The organism is Photobacterium sp. HL06 (assembly GCF_059552575.1).
In genome coordinates this window covers 315,601-333,783 of sequence record NZ_CM183915.1, presented here as the reverse complement: position 1 = coordinate 333,783, position 18,183 = coordinate 315,601, and the positions used below count along the sequence as shown (strand labels likewise).

At 45.9% G+C, this 18,183-nt stretch carries 20 protein-coding genes; 12 read left to right on the top strand and 8 right to left on the bottom strand.

Translation table 11 applies throughout. The features are described from left to right. Window positions 1-7 precede the first annotated feature (7 nt). The 7 genes from sufU (at window position 8) to AC51G0_RS20010 (ending at window position 4,920) form a co-directional block, all read left to right on the top strand. Entirely contained in the window at window positions 8-469 is a 462-nt protein-coding gene (gene sufU / locus AC51G0_RS20040) for a Fe-S cluster assembly sulfur transfer protein SufU (protein WP_496303412.1), read from the top strand. Window positions 470-489: 20 nt separating this feature from the next. After that, entirely contained in the window at window positions 490-1,047 is a 558-nt protein-coding gene (gene sufT / locus AC51G0_RS20035) for a putative Fe-S cluster assembly protein SufT (protein WP_496303411.1), read from the top strand. Window positions 1,048-1,049: 2 nt separating this feature from the next. Further along, window positions 1,050-1,367: a Rieske (2Fe-2S) protein gene (locus AC51G0_RS20030; protein ID WP_496303410.1), complete on the top strand. Its 318-nt coding sequence runs from the start codon at window positions 1,050-1,052 to the stop codon at window positions 1,365-1,367. Window positions 1,368-1,588: 221 nt separating this feature from the next. Further along, window positions 1,589-2,560 (top strand): SphA family protein, encoded by a 972-nt coding sequence (locus tag AC51G0_RS20025; protein ID WP_496303409.1) that lies wholly within the window; start codon window positions 1,589-1,591, stop codon window positions 2,558-2,560. Between the two features lie 310 nt (window positions 2,561-2,870). After that, window positions 2,871-3,602: a hypothetical protein gene (locus AC51G0_RS20020; protein ID WP_496303408.1), complete on the top strand. Its 732-nt coding sequence runs from the start codon at window positions 2,871-2,873 to the stop codon at window positions 3,600-3,602. A gap of 524 nt (window positions 3,603-4,126) precedes the next feature. Continuing rightward, window positions 4,127-4,318 carry a hypothetical protein gene (locus AC51G0_RS20015; RefSeq protein WP_496303407.1) on the top strand — a complete coding sequence of 64 codons (192 nt, stop codon included), beginning with the start codon at window positions 4,127-4,129 and terminating at the stop codon, window positions 4,316-4,318. A gap of 185 nt (window positions 4,319-4,503) precedes the next feature. After that, window positions 4,504-4,920, top strand: coding sequence for a hypothetical protein (locus tag AC51G0_RS20010; RefSeq protein WP_496303406.1), 417 nt, complete (start codon window positions 4,504-4,506; stop codon window positions 4,918-4,920). Window positions 4,921-4,973: 53 nt separating this feature from the next. On the opposite strand, the gene yidA is transcribed toward AC51G0_RS20010, so the two are convergent. Further along, window positions 4,974-5,783, bottom strand: coding sequence for a sugar-phosphatase (gene yidA, locus AC51G0_RS20005; protein WP_496303405.1), 810 nt, complete (start codon window positions 5,781-5,783; stop codon window positions 4,974-4,976). A 359-nt stretch (window positions 5,784-6,142) separates the two neighbouring features. Between yidA and AC51G0_RS20000 the strand changes: the two genes are divergently transcribed. Next, a complete protein-coding gene (locus AC51G0_RS20000; RefSeq protein WP_496303404.1) occupies window positions 6,143-6,976 on the top strand; it encodes a MipA/OmpV family protein in 834 nt (277 codons plus the stop codon). Window positions 6,977-7,040: 64 nt separating this feature from the next. Here AC51G0_RS20000 and AC51G0_RS19995 read toward each other — a convergent pair whose 3' ends face one another. Beyond that, entirely contained in the window at window positions 7,041-7,973 is a 933-nt protein-coding gene (locus AC51G0_RS19995) for a DMT family transporter (RefSeq protein WP_496303403.1), read from the bottom strand. 157 nt (window positions 7,974-8,130) lie between these two features. On the opposite strand from AC51G0_RS19995, the gene AC51G0_RS19990 reads away from it, so the two are divergent. After that, window positions 8,131-8,583, top strand: coding sequence for an Lrp/AsnC family transcriptional regulator (locus AC51G0_RS19990; protein WP_496303402.1), 453 nt, complete (start codon window positions 8,131-8,133; stop codon window positions 8,581-8,583). A 65-nt stretch (window positions 8,584-8,648) separates the two neighbouring features. Here the strand turns inward: AC51G0_RS19990 and AC51G0_RS19985 are convergent, their stop codons facing one another. The 5 genes from AC51G0_RS19985 to AC51G0_RS19965 form a co-directional block, all read right to left on the bottom strand. Then, on the bottom strand, window positions 8,649-8,969 hold the full coding sequence (locus tag AC51G0_RS19985; RefSeq protein WP_496303401.1) for a DOPA 4,5-dioxygenase family protein: 321 nt from the start codon (window positions 8,967-8,969) through the stop codon (window positions 8,649-8,651). A 113-nt stretch (window positions 8,970-9,082) separates the two neighbouring features. Then, window positions 9,083-9,811 (bottom strand): glutamine amidotransferase-related protein, encoded by a 729-nt coding sequence (locus AC51G0_RS19980; protein ID WP_496303400.1) that lies wholly within the window; start codon window positions 9,809-9,811, stop codon window positions 9,083-9,085. An 11-nt stretch (window positions 9,812-9,822) separates the two neighbouring features. After that, on the bottom strand, window positions 9,823-10,986 hold the full coding sequence (locus AC51G0_RS19975) for an iron-containing alcohol dehydrogenase (RefSeq protein ID WP_496303399.1): 1,164 nt from the start codon (window positions 10,984-10,986) through the stop codon (window positions 9,823-9,825). Between the two features lie 11 nt (window positions 10,987-10,997). After that, a complete protein-coding gene (locus AC51G0_RS19970; protein ID WP_496303398.1) occupies window positions 10,998-12,404 on the bottom strand; it encodes an aldehyde dehydrogenase family protein in 1,407 nt (468 codons plus the stop codon). An 11-nt stretch (window positions 12,405-12,415) separates the two neighbouring features. Next, on the bottom strand, window positions 12,416-13,783 hold the full coding sequence (locus tag AC51G0_RS19965; protein WP_496303396.1) for a glutamine synthetase family protein: 1,368 nt from the start codon (window positions 13,781-13,783) through the stop codon (window positions 12,416-12,418). Between the two features lie 369 nt (window positions 13,784-14,152). On the opposite strand from AC51G0_RS19965, the gene AC51G0_RS19960 reads away from it, so the two are divergent. From AC51G0_RS19960 to AC51G0_RS19950, 3 genes are all read left to right on the top strand, one after another. After that, window positions 14,153-15,559 carry a tryptophanase gene (locus AC51G0_RS19960; protein ID WP_496304159.1) on the top strand — a complete coding sequence of 469 codons (1,407 nt, stop codon included), beginning with the start codon at window positions 14,153-14,155 and terminating at the stop codon, window positions 15,557-15,559. A gap of 306 nt (window positions 15,560-15,865) precedes the next feature. Next, entirely contained in the window at window positions 15,866-16,558 is a 693-nt protein-coding gene (locus AC51G0_RS19955; RefSeq protein WP_496303395.1) for a cytochrome c, read from the top strand. A 119-nt stretch (window positions 16,559-16,677) separates the two neighbouring features. Further along, on the top strand, window positions 16,678-17,364 hold the full coding sequence (locus AC51G0_RS19950) for a DNA alkylation repair protein (protein WP_496303394.1): 687 nt from the start codon (window positions 16,678-16,680) through the stop codon (window positions 17,362-17,364). 78 nt (window positions 17,365-17,442) lie between these two features. Here the strand turns inward: AC51G0_RS19950 and AC51G0_RS19945 are convergent, their stop codons facing one another. Then, window positions 17,443-18,138, bottom strand: coding sequence for a MaoC family dehydratase (locus AC51G0_RS19945; protein WP_496303393.1), 696 nt, complete (start codon window positions 18,136-18,138; stop codon window positions 17,443-17,445). Window positions 18,139-18,183 lie beyond the last annotated feature (45 nt).

The window sequence follows — 18,183 nt, the reverse complement described above, 5'->3', positions numbered from 1 at the left end:
GGTGACTATGAACGATGAACTACGCGAGCTATATCAGGAATTGATCATCGATCATGGCCGGCACCCTCGGAATTTTCAGAAGCTTGGCAATTACACTCATTGTCAGGAAGGTTATAACCCTTTGTGTGGCGACCGACTCATGCTCTATCTCAGGGTAGAAAATGACAAAGTCGTAGATGTTAGCTTTGAAGGTACTGGCTGTGCGATTTCCGTAGCTTCCGCTTCTTTGATGACAGAGCAGTTAAAAGGCAAAACTCTAGCTCAGGCTGAGAAGCTCTTTCAAGATTTTCATCAATTTATAACAGAATCCGAACCATCGCTGTCACTACCGGAGTGCTTAGGCAAACTGTCTGTGTTAGGGGGGGTGAGGGAGTTCCCCAGCCGAATAAAATGTGCCACTTTGGCTTGGCACACTCTTAAAGCTGGGCTAGAGCCTCATAGTAATTCCCAAGCTGTTTCAACTGAATGAGAATGAAGGAAGATGGAGCTATGAATAAAGCACTTGAAGCTGTGACGGTATTACGTGATTGCAGTGCCATCGCCATTCCTTCCGGTGTCCCGGTCACTTTGCCTGAAGGTTGTGAAGTGCTGATCACCCAAGCCCTGGGCGATACATTTACCGTTAATGACCATGGGCAGTTATTACGTATAGCTGGCACTGATGCCGATGCACTGGGGAAAAAGCAGCCTCTGGCAGCCCGGCCCACGGCAACAGAGAGCAATACACGTTTTGATGTGGATCTCGAGCAGGTTAAAGATCAACTTAGAACCTGCTATGACCCTGAGATCCCGGTTAATATTGTTGATTTGGGGCTGATTTATCACTTAAGTTGCAGCAAATTGATTGATGGTCGCCAAATGATCCGAATTACGATGACACTGACCGCTGCCGGGTGTGGCATGGGGCAAGTACTTGCTGAAGATATACAGCAGAAAATACTTACCGTGCCAGGCGTTGACCTTGTTGATGTAAAGGTAGTTTATGATCCGCCCTGGAGCCGCGAGATGATGTCTGATGCCGCTAAATTACAGTTGGGGATGCTTTAGTTATGGCTGAATGGATTGATGTAATGTCTACTCAGGACCTACCAAAGGGAAAACATGCTTTGGTTGAATTGGAGGATGTGGAGCTTTTATTGGTGAATATTGATGGTAAATTCTTTGTAGTTGAAAATGCCTGTAGCCATGATGGCGGCGATTTAAGTGACGGTGAAATAGACGGTGATGAAATAATCTGTCCTCGTCACGGTGCACGCTTCTGCCTAAAAAGCGGTGAGGTACTATGTGCTCCGGCGTTTGAAGATATAGATAGCTACCCGGTTAGAGTGGTCGACGGCAGAATACAAGTTTTTGATGAACCACAATAGGTGCTTCACGTTACATGGTAACTTCTGTTTTGTTGTTGGCACTATCTCATCTTAATACCTAGACATGATTCTCTCTCATTCTCATCTATTTTTCTTATCAGTAATAATCCTGCACTTTTCTTTTATTTTCAGCTGTTTTCAGGCGTTATTTGTCTAAGCTTTTTTTATATAAAGAGCCTGAATGGAGTAGGAAGTGACTATTTGATGATATTGGGTGCGGTATGAAAATATCTTCAATGAGGTGCTGCATTTTAATTATCGTTATTTGTCTAGCGAGTATTATTGGTGCTGCCTGTGCAGAAGAGGGAGCAAGTGGCCATTATTTACCGGGCTCTCTGGCGTCAGCGATTGATATGACACCACCAGATGAAGCCGTTGTCGTTCGTTTGGCTTTAAATAATTATGAAGGGGAGTTGGGTGGAACAATAGTACCTATAGCCGGGCTCATGACGACAGACATTAATATCGATACAAAAGAGTTAGCACTAGACTTGATTTGGAATCAGGGGTGGGAGCCTGCTGAAGGTTGGTTATACGCAATGAGTATGACGATCCCCCATATTTCAGTGAAAATTTCCGCCAGTATCGTCGATGATCGGTTTAGCCGCCGTCAGGTATCGCGAAAGTCAGCCAAAGAAAGCGGTGTTGGTGATTTAATTTTGCGTCCGCTAATGTTGTCTCACACTATTGACCGAAACTGGAGGGGAGATTACCGCTTCGCTATTTATGCACCAACAGGTAGTTATGAGGTGGGCCGTTTGGCAAATACAGGTAAAAATTATTGGACCTTTAGCCCGGCTGTCGCACTTATTAATATTGAGCCGGCAATTGGTCGTGAATTCTCGGTATTTGGTGGAATTGATTTCAATACTGAAAATAGCGACACCCATTATCAGACGGGTATTCAAGCTCATGTTGAGTCGACTTTCGTCCAGAACGTTATTTTTTTTGGCGGGTTTACCGGTATTGGAGTGAGTGGCTACTGGTATCAACAGCTCACTGGCGATCAGGGGGAAGGCGCGGTGTTGGGTGGTTTTAAAAGCCAGGCCGTAGGTGCTGGGCCGATTATGAGCTATCGGGTAAAATGGGTGAACACTGAAATTATTGCTGAGCTGAAATGGTTACATGAATTCGAGACAAAGCGACGTTATGAAGGCGACACCCTCTCGTTCAAAATAAGCGCAAAGTATTAAAGGTTGCAGGCAGCTTTATCTAAGAAAAAACAGTGGTGATGTGTTACCTGCAACCTTTATCCAAGTTTCATAATTCCATGAATGATTTGTAAGTAAGTTGATGTTTTTAATGAGAAATTAATGTCGTAGCCATTCAACAATCAGGCCATATAATGTAAAAGTTATTAATGCTATATCAATTATCGTCAATTCTGAACTTTGCTCTAAGAACTGGATAGATATTACCCACATCCATATTCCTTTAGGCTATGTTTGCAGCAGCTAGTTTTTTGAAATGTTGTAATATTTTAAAGGTATGATTTTGAAAAGCATGAAACTTAAGTCTCTAGTACTCATGGCCGCGATGGCTTGCTCACCAGCATTTGCAACATCTGACAGCATTACAGACGAGCAGCTACAGGATGCGATTGAAGCGAAACTAACAGAGCAACTTCAAAATAAAGAAGTTGCAGCGCATACTGCTGAGTTTTTGATGAATGAAATTTTAACTTGGCAAGGTGAACCATTGCCACTTGAACAAGCGGATAGCATTCTGGCTTATGCGTTTGGTAACCGAGTGGCGTCGAATGGTAACCAGGAGCCCGGCCCGATGAATGAGGCACTGGCTGATGTTGTGGTAGATATCCACAAAAAAACGGGTAAACCTGTTTATGCCCAGTGGGAAATAGCTCAGTCAATTGGCGATCGCATTGCACCTGAGTATCTAACATCAATCAACCCGAAAATTGGAGCTGATGGCACGATTGTTTATCTGAGTACAATTGGTGTTGCCGATGAAGTGGTTAAACAAGCTGGTGGTGTTGATAAGCTAGGAAAAACGGTAGTTGTTGGCTTCTATGAGCATAGCTTACGCACCATCAGTACCTCGCGTGATGCTGGTATCGATGCCTATGCTCCAGAGGGTATCGCATTACCCCATGACTATGATCCTGAGTCAGGTCAGGCCTGGACGCGTGATGCTCAGACATTTGTGATGCATGAGATCCGTAACCGCGCGACTAATGAGCGAACTCGGCTGATCAACAAGCAGTTAGAAAAGTAATTATCCAGATGGGGGATTCAAAAGAGCGAAGGCACTTTGCCTTCGCTCTACTGGAGAATGTACTGCCGTTCCGTTTTCGTGTTGTCCATGATCAGCATTAGTTTGCTCAAAGTTGCAAGATCCGAATCGCCACAAACCTGACTAATAAATAATACCACTTCCACTTGAAGAGTTGGTTTGAAGTGGTCAACTAAAATCGACCTCCGGTATAGCCGGAGGCTTGTATGTAACAACCTTATAACAGCTATTAAACGATGTGCTAACCGCTACCTTTTCCACATACTTCACATTTACGCCCATGAATAACATTTCAGCAATTGAGGCTTGAGTTAGGTCATGTCTTGCGCATAAAAAATAACTTAACTTCATAGTGAGCAAACAAGTTAAGTGCAATTGTAACTACAGGTTAGAGCTTCATTCTTACAATCTGATCTTTAGCGGTGTCGCATCTGTGATATCAAATCGGCCAGCTACCTGGTATAGCCCAGCCAGTTTCTCAATTTGATATTGCTGGAGATAGGCACATGGAAAAACTTGAAAAGGCTAAAGCACTGTTTACACAGCCGTTAACATTGGAGGAGCTACGCAAGCTAGATCAACTGGAGCGTCAGGCAAAAGGGAAAGAAAGGATGTATATCGGTGCTTTGTGGGATGCCGCATATGCCGCAGTTGACCCTATTGTCTTGCATCAGGCGCGTGTTGAAGGCTTGTTGTGATTTAGCTGTTTCTTAAATACTGCAGGGGGATATCCCCCTGTTTCTTACCCGCACCAAAGCATTCCTTTTTCAACTTACTATAAATACCTGTCTTAGTTATCTTTTTTAGCAAATGCCTCTGCAAGACTGCGGTTTTTAGCCATACTTAATACCAAACTAAGATCCTAGTAGGACAGGGAGGTCACATGAGGAATAAAGCGTTAGCTGTTATTTTTACTGTTATCCTGACTATTCAGCTATCCGGTTGTGGATTAGTCTTGCATCCTGAGAGAAAGGGACAAAGAGGTGGAAATCTAGATCCCGCTATTGCTGTTTTAGATGCGGTTGGCTTGTTGCTATTCGTTGTTCCGGGACTAATCGCGTTTGGTGTCGACTTGTATTATGGGACGATTTACTTACCAGGAACAGCACTGAACTTGGATGAGGATGAGCTGAATATGCTTAAAGATAGTGATGGAGAGGTTAATTCAGAAGCGTTAGCCAAATTCATATCAGATAAAATCGACAAGACAATTGATGCAAATAAGATGATTTCGCTCAAAGTCAGCTCAGAAGATGAGTTAAGTTTTCTAATTGATCATACCAACGAATTTGGAACTTAGGTGTATCAAAAAGCCGATCATCGAGATCGGCTTTTTGTCAGACTGCTTAACGGTTATTTGTTCAGAATGAATTCTTCAATTACTTTAGCAACACCATCATTGTCATTGCTATCGGTGATGTGGTTGGCCAGCGCTTTGGTATCGTCAGTCGCATTACCCATTGCGACGCCGAGTCCCGCATACTTGATCATATGATGATCATTGCCAGCATCTCCCATGCAAATCACTTCACTGGCATCTATATCGAGATGTTCAGCTAACATAGCGACACCAGCGCCCTTGTTACTGCTTGGGTTAAGTAACTCAAGGAAGAATGGCGCACTTTGCACAATGGTGTACTGCTCATAAAGAGAGGCTGGCAATTGAGCAATAGCCGCTGATAAAACCTCTGGTTCAGCAACCATCATCACTTTGATGATCTCTTCATTGTTGTCGAGTTCAGCAAAATCAATCTCAGTAATATCCACACCATTGATAGCCGATTCATGCTGGGTGTAAGGATTGTTTTCCGGCGTGATCAGGCCACGAGCTGGTGAAAAAGCATGGACATGAACGCCAAAATCATGGGCAAGGCTGGCAATGTTCTTTGCATCGCTTCCTTGCATGATTAGCTTTCGAATCACTTGCTTGCTTTGAACTCGCTGGACGAGTGATGCGTTGTAGCTAAGCACATAGTCATCGTCACTTGTCATGCCTAGTTGAGCCAGGTAGTCAGCCATTCCTTCTAGTGGTCGGCCTGAAGCCAATACGACATGGACGCCTTGTTCTCTAGCGTCGTTGATTGCCTGCTTGGTGCGCATAGAAATTTCTTTCTGCGAGTTAAGCAGGGTGCCGTCCATATCGAGTGCAACCAGTTTGTACATGTTGTGTATCCACATTCAAAAAATTTTAGAATGTGCATGATAATCAATTTTTGTGATCAACTCGACACAAAAGGATTGCGAAACTGCGACGACTCACTGTGGTTTGATTTCTATCAAGCTCATTAGGTGCATGGATTTGTGCCTATTTGCGAAGGCTATTATAAAAGAGGATAGATTTACCGTCTCAATGACGGTATAGTGCGTGATATTCAGAGGCGATTAGCTCGCCTTTTATTTAGTCATTATACCGTATACTATTCGCATTTATTGTAATTTGGCAATAAACATATGAACGTGATTCTTAGATATCAGCTTTCTACCAGCGATATTCAGTTGATCAGGGAGATATAAAAAGAAACATGAAAGCAATAACTAATCTAAATGATATAACGTTGGTTGTGAGAGAAAACAGACTTAACAGCGTTGCAAATAGTCATTTGGCTGCATTCTGTAACGCGATAAAAAGGGTGCTAATCACAACGTTGTTGTTAATTTGTCATACTGCCGTAGCGGGTCAAGGATCATTGGGTGCTATTGCCTCATATTCTCCTGAGATTTATAGGGATACAGATGCGAATGTAGTGGTGATCCCAGCCGTTGGATATGAAGGTGAACATGTTTTCTTACGTGGCCTTTCTGCTGGAGTAAGGCTATACCCAGTAGGCACAACAACAAATGTCATTTTCAGGCTTGTCTATGATCCTAGAACATTGAAGCCATCTGATTCCGATGATGCGCAAATCCAGCTGTTGGATGAGCGGGAAGCATCAATACTTGGCGGTGTAAGCTATCAGATGTTAACGCAGGTTGGTATTTTTGAGGTGGGCGGGGGAACTGACTTAGGCAGTAAGCATAATGGTTTGTATGCTGAAGCATCTTGGAGGTTACCAATCAGAATGAACCGTTTCGGCATCACTCCGCAAATAGGCTACTCATATAATAGCGATAGAATTAACAATCATCTGTACGGCGTTTCAAAAACAGAATCTATTCGATCAGGTCTTGATGAATTTGATGCTGATTGGGACGGCCAGTATTTTGTAGGTTTGAGCGGGTATATGTTTATCTCAAAGAGTTTGAGGTTAACCGCGAGTGTTCGATATACCAACTTGCAAGGCGATATAGAAAATAGCCCGATCATTGCTGGTTCAGTCACTAGCTTAGGTTCTGTTGGTATATCGTATGTGTTTTAAGTGATATGGAAGGGTTGTTGGTTGGTCAGCGTAATGGAAATAGCACACTGACCATCTTTACTTACTAGCTATTGAGCTTAGCAAGGCGATTTATAGTCACCGTTTTTATTTTAATAAGTTCACTGGCAGAGAGTGCACCTAACACGATCAATCCCATCGCTAATACGGTGATGAGAGTGAGTGATTCGCCAAACACAGCAACAGCGAGCAAGGCGGCGACAACAGGAGTGAACGATCCCAAAGCGGCACTCATCTCAGCCCCAAGCCTGGAAATGGCAAACCCATAAGTGAAGTTGGCAATGATCCCGGCTGCAACCCCTTGAATCACGAGGTGGAATACGACATCACTGGCGGGTGCAGCCAATAAGTTAAACTCGATCCACCCTGCTAGGTAGAAAACAGGTAACAATAAGCAGGCTGTGATCGCCAATATTGCGCCTCCAGCGATGGGAGAGAGGCCACTCACTCGCATTCCAATGGTATACCAGGCCCAACTGAAACTGGCGGCTAATAAGAGTCCGTGTCCCTGTGCAATATGATGCTGGCCACTAAGCAAAGAGTGGGCTACAAACAACCCAATCCCAATAAAGATCAACCCAATACCAAATTTCCTGACGTTGGATATTTTCTCGCGATAGCAAAATGCCGCGATGGATGACACAAAGAGGGGGAGGATCCCCGGGATCAGTGAGGCTCCATCGGCGACGGGCGCCAAGCGTAATCCGTTGGCGGCTAATAGAAAGAAAGGCAGCCCGGCACCAAAGGCAATGGCGAACAGGTAGCGCTTAGGTGTTGCTTGGATCTGTTGTGCCTTAGGCAAACTTAATAGGCCGAATACCAGAGCTGCAGGTAAAAAGCGCAATAATGCAATATCTCCGACAGTGAGCGGTGACTGCCCAGATGCTCTTAGCGAGATAAAAAAGCTGGCCCATATCAGCAAGGTTGCCAACATGGCAAGTAGCCCCAACATTCTTTCCTTTTTCGCAAAACGTTCCATCGTCCATCCCGATTGTATTAGGTAGAGATGAAATTATGGATAACTATTGAGAGTGATAGTTGGCAAAAGTGGTAATTATTGATACTAATAGTGATTAAAATAGCTAATAAATCGTTATCTATTGATGATTTTTACCAATGATTAGGTGGGGAGTGGGATGGATAGGAAAGACAAACAGATCTTGGCCGAGTTACAAAGTGATGTCCGCAAGACTACGGCAGAGATTGCCGATGTTGTTGGCCTATCTGTTTCCCCCTGTGCCCGACGGATTAAAAAACTTGAATCTGAAGGTGTGATTGCCGGATACCAGGTGAAACTGAACCGCCAAAAGATGGGGCTGATGATGACATTTTTTGTTAATGTCAGCCTGAGTAATCATCGCGACCAGGCGATCAGTGAGTTTGAAAATGCCGTTGATTGCATGACAGAAGTGATAAGCTGCCATGTTATTTCAGGATCATATGATTACCTATTAGAAGTCGTCAGCAAAGACCTGCAGCATTACGAAGCCTTCATGCGTAAACTACAGACTCTGAGCATGGTGAAAGATATCAATACAAACCTAGCTATCCGCCCGGTGAAGCAGGGCACGCCGCTACCGATGGAGTGAGTTAGTCATTGAACTTGCTATAGCCAATATATAGGTGGCCCAATCCTGCGGAACACCTACATTTATCACCGCCCGAACATTTTCGTATGCAATACAAGTGGTTCCCCGAGCCACTCTGCGTTGCTGGTATGATCGGCGAGATCATGACCGGTAACAGGATGAATGAGCACGGATAGTCCGGCACGGTGCTGTTCAAGCCAGTCGATAAAACCATTGCGGTTGTTATTGAAATGCACTTCAAACATCGGTTTGTCGTGTGGGCCCACCTTTCTGGTTACTAGGGGGAATATGGCGGTGATATCTTTTCTTTCAGTGGCGATCTGTTGGTGAACTTTTTCAGCAACTGATTGTTGTGAAAGCTCAAAATAAACATGTGCGTGATACATATCAGCTCCTTTGTTATCTTCCTTATAGTGTATAAAACAGCCGAAGTATCACCACAGGAAAGAGCCGAAAGAGTCGTTCAAATATATTGAACGACTAGGGTAGAAATCGAGGGTTACACGTTGATATGGCGTAGCTTGATGAAATTTAAGATCCATTGAGCAACACAAAGATGATCGGTTGTTTGCTCCAACGAACTCAGTGCCGTGTTGACTGTTGTTGCTGGATAACTGTCACGACGAAGATGAATGAGATCATTTGAGTATGCCGGAGTAAATTCAGGATGCCCCTGAATACCGAGGAAATGGCTGCCAACCTGGATCATGGCGTAGGGGCAAAATTCACTGCCAGCCAGTACAATGGTGTCCTCCGGTGGTTCCATAATTTGATCTTGATGGCTAACGAGCAGGGAATAACTACCTTGAGGTTCGGTGAGCCAACCGTGTTGATTCACTTCTTCGTGATTGAACCTAACATTGGCAGCACCAATTCCCCAGCCCTTATCTGATCGACAAACCTCACCACCAAGCGCTCTGGCAATCATCTGATGGCCAAAGCAAATCCCGATGAAGGGAATATGCTGCTGATAGAGTTGGTGGACAAAAGATTCAAAAACGCTCACCCATTTGATTTCGTCGTTGACGCCAAATTTGCTGCCTGAGCTGATATAGGCATCGCATTCATCTAGTGCTTCTGGGTACTGGCCGTCAATTACCCGGTAAAAGTTGAGTCTTACACTGGGATCGACATGTCCAAACAAATCACTGAACATAGCCGGATAATTACCGTGCTTTGGCTGTAACTCAGGCCTAACATCATCACAAAGTAGAACGCCCAATATCATGCTGACCTCGCTTATTGCAGTTTGCCGTTGACGGCATGGCTAAAGATCTCTGCATACTGCGCAGCGGTGAACGGTATAGGGTTGCCTGATGCTGACGGATCAGATTCGGCCATTGTTCCTATACGTTGTGCCTGCTGGCTGTCGATACCGATCTCGGCCAACGAATGCGGAATGTTTAGCTCTTTGCGCATCGAAAGTACCCACGCCATAACACCATCAAAGTCCGGTTGCGAAAGGGCGAGGTATCGGCCGAGGCGTGCCATCTTCTCATTGATCTTCGGTTGGTTGGCTGCGAGTACATACGGCATCAGGATGGCATTTAGCAGCCCATGGTGATGGTTGTAAACTGCACCTAATGAATGAGCGATAGCATGCATGCCTCCCAGCCCTTTCTGAAAAGCGGTAGCCCCCATTGTTGATGCGACAAGCATTTGGGTGCGAGCCTGAATGTTTGGGCCGTCAAGAAAGGCAACAGGAAGGTAGTGCATGATCATCCGCATGGCTTCGAGGGAAATCGCATCGGCCATCGGATGGTAAGAAGGAGAGCAAAATGCTTCCAGGCTATGGGAGAGGGCATCCATTCCTGTTGCCGCTGTTAATGCGGGGGGAAGTTCGGTAGTTAGAGTTGGATCCAGCAACACTTGTGCAGGCATCATTTTAGGATGGAAAATAATCCTTTTGATCTCGCTGGCCTCATCGGTAATGACAGAGGCCCTGCCAACTTCTGAACCTGTTCCGGCAGTTGTGGGAATGGCAATGACAGGTGCGATCAAATCAGGATCGGCCAGCTTCCAGTTATCTCCTTTGTCTTCAAATTCCCATAGCGAATGCGATTGCCTTGCCGCCAGGGCAATGGCTTTGGCGGCATCAATGCTTGAACCGCCACCGAAAGCAATGAGCCCGTCGTGGCCTCCTTCAAGGTAATGCTTGATCCCTGAATCGATATTACTGCCTGTCGGGTTGCTTTGGATATCGCTAAACAGACGAATAGCCTGGCCAGACACTCTGCAGGCAGCCAGGGCGTTTCGTACCATCTTACTATCGGCCAAACCGGGGTCGGTGACCAGCAGGGGTTTGCTAATGCCTATTTTTGTACAATATTCCCCCAGTTTGTCAGCACAATTTTCACCGACGGTGATGGCTGAAGGATAATGCCAGTGCGCCATAAGATGCATACCTGTCGCTCCTAAAGATGTTTGATATGGAAAGATTTAGGACGGGTTAGGGTTTCAAAGCCTAATTTTGACAGGGCATAGCCTCGCCCAGACTGCTTCACTCCCGTCCATGCGAGGGCAGGATCCAGGTAGTCACAGCGGTTGACAAAGAATGTCCCGGTTTCAAGCTGCTCACCTAGCTCGATGGCCTTGTTAGTGTCTTGGGTAAAGATACTCGCTGTTAGCCCAAACAGGCTGTCATTCATTAAAGCGACGGCTTCCTCATCAGAATAAACCTCTTGCACGGCAAGAACTGGCCCGAATGTTTCTTCTGCCATAATCCGCATTTGGTGGGTGACATTGGTTAATAGTTGGGGAGCCAGGTAGGGAGAGCCTTGTTGGCTGAAAGGAAAATCGGCCTCATTGATATGAGCAACTGCACCCATCTCAATGGCTTGTGCAATTTGCTCGCGAACAGAGTTAGCTGCATCGGTGCTAACCAAAGGCCCCAGGGTGGTGTCGTCTTCGAGCGGAAAACCGAGCTGATAGGCATTGATTAGCTTGGTCGCCCGGGAGACAAACTCCTCATGAATGCTGTTATCGACATACACTCGCTCAATGCCACAACATGACTGGCCCGAGTTAAAAAGGGCACCCTCGACAACCGCTTCAACGGCATCATCGAGTTTGGCATCAGCACGAATATAGGCCGGGTCTTTGCCTCCAAGTTCAAGGCCAATACTATGAAAATGCCCGGCGGCCGCCTTCTCAACCATCTTCCCACCTGCAACGGAACCGGTGAATACCACATGCTGGATTTGTTCGCTGGCAATCAATCGCTCAGTGCTTTCATGGCTGAGATGAAGGTGTTGAAACACCCCTTTGGGTAATCCTGCCTTGTCGAAGGCCTCCTGTAGCCGCTCTGCACACAGCGGGGTTTGAGCCGAATGTTTAAGGATCACAGTGTTGCCTGCTAGTAGAGCAGGGATAATGGAATTGATGGCGGTAAGGTAAGGGTAGTTCCAGGGGGCGATCACTAAAATGGTGCCAAGTGGCTCTCGCTTGATGTACCGCGTAAATCCCGGTTTGTCGGGCAGGGTTATCGGAGCCAGTGCCTCCTTGCTAGCGCTAATCATATAGCGTGCTCGTTCTTCTACTCCCGAGAGTTCGCTACCGCTATAGCGAATTGGCCTTCCCATCATCCAGCTAATTTCACTGGCGATGATACACTTGCTAGATAGCAATATATCAATAGCTTTACTGCAGAGTGCCTGTCGTTGTTCAAGAGAAGTAGAGCGCCATTTGGCCTGCGCGTTATTGGCTCTTTCCTGACACCAAAAAATGGCTTCTCGATCGGCTAGCTCTCGGGTGACAACAACACTATCGTCTACGGGGGAGATAGTGTGCTGAAGTGTTTTATCTCCATCTGTTTCTATCATACATGCCATCCTCAGATGATTTCAAAGTAGCGGTTTAGCTCCCAATCAGTTACATGTTTTCTAAATTCGCGATCTTCCCACTCTCTCGATGCTGCAAAGTGATCAACAAAGGCATCGCCAAATAACTCTCGTGCAGCCTGTGAAGATTTAAAGCGTTGAGTGGCATCCCATAGAGTACGGGGCAGTTCAAGCTCAGGTGGGTGTGGTTGTTCGTAAGCATTTCCGGTAACCGGATCATGTGGCTCCCAACCCTGGGATATGCCATATAGGCCAGATCCGAGTGCCGCCGCAAGGGCAAGATAAGGGTTGGCGTCTGCCGCGCCAATCCGGTATTCAATGCGTTGGCTTTTGGCTGAGCCTGGAATTACCCGCAGGGCAGTCGTGCGGTTCTCCACCCCCCAGGTGGCATCCGTCGGTGCCCAGAAGCCTGGGATCATTCGGCTATAGCTGTTGACGGAAGGAGCGATCATGCAAAGTAGCTCAGGCATCAGGCGCTGTTGCCCAGCAAGGAAGTGGCGCTGGAGCTGGCTCATTGTATGCTCCTGGTTAGGTTCATAGAACGCCGATGAGCCATCTTTGTTGTTCAGTGAAAGGTGAATATGGCCACTTTGGCCGGGGTAGTCGTTGCTCCATTTGGCCATGAAGGTGGCCAGCAGATCATTTTTCTGAGCCAGTACCTTCATATAGGTTTTGAACAGGGCGGCTTTGTCTCCAGCCGCTTCCGCATGATCAACGGCAATGGCAGCTTCTATGACACCAGGCCCTGTTTCCGAATGTATTCCCTCAATCGGGAAATCCATGGTTTCGGCCATGGCGAGAATACTCTTGTACAAATCGGAATAGGTTGAGTTGCGGATCATTGAATAGCCAAACCAGTCGGGGGTGATGGTTTCTAAATTCCGGAAGCCTTTTTCTCTTGCCGAGTGTGGTGTTTCCTTAAATAGGAAGAATTCATATTCGAGGGCAGCAAAGGCATGAAAGCCCATATCCGAGGCCCTATTGATGACTTTTCTTAACGTAGAACGGGGGCAGACTGATTCAGCATCACCAGCAAACTCAGCAATAAATAACAACATGTCGTCTTCATCAAGCACATCGCGGCAACTGCCAGGAATAATACGAACTGGAGCATCGGGATAACCCGTATGCCAACCCGTGTAATGGGCATTGTCATATAACTGATCTTTGACATCCCAGCCAAGCACCACGTCACAGAAGGCAAAACCGTGGTCAAGTGAAGAGAAAAATTTGCTTTTCGACATGTACTTGCCGCGCATGACGCCATCATTATCGAATAACCCTACTTTAACGTGGGTGAGCCCCCTTTTACTGACAATGGCTTTGGCATCATCGGTCGTCTTAACGTCTCTCGGTTCCATATTGCTGGCATCCCTGTTAAGTGTATGAACAGCCGAATAAAGTGATGTTGTTACCTTGCAGGCTAATCAAGCCTTGATTTCTAGCTTTGCCCAGCAAGGTTTTATAGGTGGCTGATATATTTAACGTAGGAAGGCGGCGAATATTAGTCAACTAACGGGAAGGAGTCATTGCGCTATAGTTAGCAGTGAGGAGCTAGCCATGTATTGGAAACCTCGACAGACACATTACCTTCCCCCTTCCTTGACGGCTTGGTTTAATCAAGACGATCGCCTTCGCAATGATTTTCCTAATTAACTCATTGGTTTAATGTACCCAACTTTCTCTTTGAAAAATATGACATACCCTGGAAAACGGATGAAGAGGCGATGATGAAGCGTATCCCTGAACCTTTCCGGATCAAAATGGTTGAACCTATTCGTATGACAACCTTCGCGGATAGGGAAAAAGCGTTAAAGCAAGCGGGCTATAATCCGTTCGCATTGAATAGTGAAGATGTCTATATCGATTTGTTAACGGATTCAGGCACAGGGGCAATGAGTGAGTCTCAGTGGGCGGGGCTAATGCTTGGCGATGAGTCCTATGCAGGCAGCCGTAGTTTCTTCCGCCTTAAAGCTGTAGTTGAAGATATTTTTGGTTACAGCGACTTTGTACCAACCCATCAAGGTCGAGGAGCCGAACAGATACTATTCCCATGCCTAATTGAAAAAATGCAGCGGGAGCGTGGCGGTACAGAACCGGTATTTATATCTAATTATCATTTTGACACGACGGCGGCACATGCAGAGCTCTGTGGGGCAAAAGCGATTAATCTGGTTGATGAGCGGGCGTTTAACACCGAGCTGATGTATGACTGGAAGGGCAACATCGATCTACATAAATTGAATGCCAGTATTTGTCATTTTGGTGAGGCTAATATAGCCGGGATCATTATGACCATCACTTGCAACAGCACCGGGGGCCAGCCGGTATCGATGGAGAACCTAAAGTCTGTGTACCAGATTGCCCGGCAGCACCAAATTCCGGTAATTATGGATTCGGCACGGTTCTGCGAGAATGCTTGGTTTATAAAACAACGAGAAGCGGGTTATCGACAGGCTTCGATCAAACAAATTGTGGCAGAGATGTATCAGTATGCCGATATGTTAACGCTATCAGCTAAGAAAGACCCAATGGTCAATATTGGCGGTATCTGTGCCATTCGCAATGATCCCATGCTGTTTCAGTCTGTCCAGACACGATGTGTACCGATGGAAGGTTTCATCACCTATGGAGGGATGGCGGGCAGAGATATGGAAGCATTGGCCATCGGCCTTTATGAAGGGATGGATGAAGACTTTTTAACCTACAGGATAAAACAAGTTGAGTTTCTGGCTTGCTGCCTTCAAGAAGGGGGAGTACCAATCCAATTGCCTGCAGGAGGACATGCCGTTTTTGTCGATGCAAAAAAGATGTTGCCGCACATTCCCCCTGAACAGTTTCCCGCTCAGGCTTTATGTAATGCATTGTATTTGGAAGCGGGGATCCGCGCCGTTGAAATTGGTTCTCTACTAGCTGGGCGTGACCCTGTCACCAATCAACAAAAGCCATCGCCGCTAGAATTTATGCGCCTAACAATTCCCCGTCGTGTTTATACCAATGATCATATGGAATATGTAGCTAACGCACTGATTAATTTAAGTAAACAGGCTTGTGGCCTATCTGGGTTGACATTCGAGTACGAACCCCCTGTATTACGGCATTTTATGGCGGTTATGAAGCCGGTGGCGAATGGTTAACCATTCAACGATATTGCGGTATTGGTAACGAAGTCCCTTTTTAAAACCTGTGATATGCATTCCAATGTGGGAAAGGCTTAGGCTAGCCTGCTTGTTACTGACTATATTCAGGGTAAATCAAATAATTAGTAGTTTTTATGGCTGCTATCGTAGAACCAAAAGGGCACTAAAATGATAGGGAAGGCTTTAGGGACGAAGTGGCTATCCGTTTTGTGTTTGCTATCTATGTGGTCGGCAAGCGTTTATTCCGCACAGCTTGTTTTTTCACAAGCAGGAGAGACGGTTAAGGTACTTACATTAGGTGCTATGAAGAAGCAATTATCGACCCATCAGGTTGATATTTACGATCCTCAGTACGATAAAGACAAGCGTTATCTGGCATTTTCACTGCATGATGTTATGGCATTAGTTTATGGGAAAGCCTGGGAGAGTCAGCTGTGTACAGATGTTAAATTTGTAGCCCTTGATGGCTATCAGGCCGTTGCTGCATTTGACAAGCTGTTAGAGAAAGGAGGCTACATTGTTTATCGTGATGCAGATAACCCTGACTGGGATCTTATAGGGCATAATCAATCTAGTCCTGGTCCTTTCTACTTGGTTTGGGCAGGCAGCAAGCAGACACCAAAACAAGCCTATCCATGGCCTTATCAGTTGGCGGCAGTTGATACGGTCGAGTTCAAAAATCAATATCCAGCCTTATATCCTCAAGGAGCCAACACGACGACCAATGTATATCAAGGCTTTAAGTTGTTCAAAGATAGATGCATGAAGTGCCATGCATTAGATCAGCAAGGCGGGAAAGTTGGACCTGATTTGAATGCGCCAATGAATATACTCGCCTACCGCCGCCAGGAAGTGTTGCGCGAGTATATTCGCCAGCCGTCAAAATTTAGGTTTACCCAGATGCCTGACCACACCGACCTTAGCTTCCGGCAAATAGACAACATCATTGAATATTTGGGTTTCCAGGGGGAAATGGCCAAGAAAACACGGGAATAACCTCGAAAAATTGGCTGAGCTTATTGATTAATAAAGGCTTTATAGAAAATTGTTTTACGATAATCAGAACTGTGTTCAAATACCAAAATAATAATAGTTAGTTGTAAAGGAAGTGCCTTATGTCCCTCATCATCCCTATGGTGATATTAATGCAGCAGCGCATGGCTGAAGCTGGCAACCCCGAGGATGCAAAGGCAATGCAGGCTTATATGAAGACGGAGCAGCCCTTCTATGGGGTGAAGGCTCCGGAGCGCCAGGCCATATTTAAGCAAGCTCGAGAGCATACCAAAGTGAGTACATTTACAGAGTATAGCCGTTTGGTTCTTTGGCTTTGGGCAGGAGAAAATCGAGAAGAACAATACCTGGCAATGGATGCTGCCGAGTACTACAAAGCTTTTCGTACCAGAGAGGCGTTCGATATCTATGAAGAGATGTTACTGGGGGCTAACCACTGGGATACTGTTGATAAAATAGCATCTAACCTTATTGGTACTTTGATTAAGGAGCACCGGGAGCTAGAGCAGAAACTGCTTGAATGGCGTAAATCTGACAATATGTGGCTGCGTCGTGCCTCCTTATTGGCCCACTTGAAGCACAAAGCTGATACTAACGTACCTTTGTTGGAAGAGACGATTTTGATGCTGGCCCACGAAGATGAGTTTTTCATTCGAAAAGCAATCGGCTGGGTGCTGCGAGAGTATTCCAAAACTGATCCCGACTATGTGTCAGGCTTTATAGCAAAGTATACGGATAAGCTTTCGGCGCTGAGTCAAAAAGAAGCATTGAAAGTGATTGAAAAAGCATAGAGCACAATGCTCAAAATCGAAAAAGGCCATCACGAGATGGCCTTTTAAAATTCGGATCGTTAGCTTCAGCAATGGCACTTAGAAGTGCAGGCGTATCACTGATTCTGCTACACAACCAGGACGGCGTACACCTTCAATCTCAACCGTAATTTCCTGAACGATCTCAAGACCTCGCTTGATTGCAGTGACGGATTGAATTTTTGTGCTGGCACGAACACGGTTTCCTGCTTTAACCGGATACGGAAAGCGTACCTGATTCAGGCCGACGTTCACTGTCATCTTCGCTGTCGGGAATTTTTGGTTGTCGGGATCAACACTATCGGTCAGGACAGAAAGCAGCGACAGTGTTAAAAAACCATGTGCGATCGTTGTCTTAAACGGCGACTCACTAGCGGCACGCTCTGGATCTGTGTGGATCCATTGGTGGTCTTCGGTAACGTCGGCAAAGTTATTGATACGGCTTTGATCGACAGATAGCCACTGTCCCACATGGATCACTTCGCCAAGTGTCGCGTTAAGCTCATTCATTAGCGCTTCAGCTTCAGGCTTCATGATGATAGGAGCTGGCTGAGCAACGGGTGTCACGGGCGCAACTGCATCATCATTTGATGCCAATTTGTGGTCTTTAACTAACAAACCGAGCTGGCTATTGTTCGCCTTGTCTATCAACTCTAGCCAGTAGTCACGTAAAGACGGTGATAGGAAGTCTTTCAGTTCAAACGGCTGTAGTGACAGATCATCACGTTTTTGTTTAAAAAAATCGACTACATTCATGACTATGTGACCTTATTAATATTTGTCTTGAATTGGCTGAGGGGG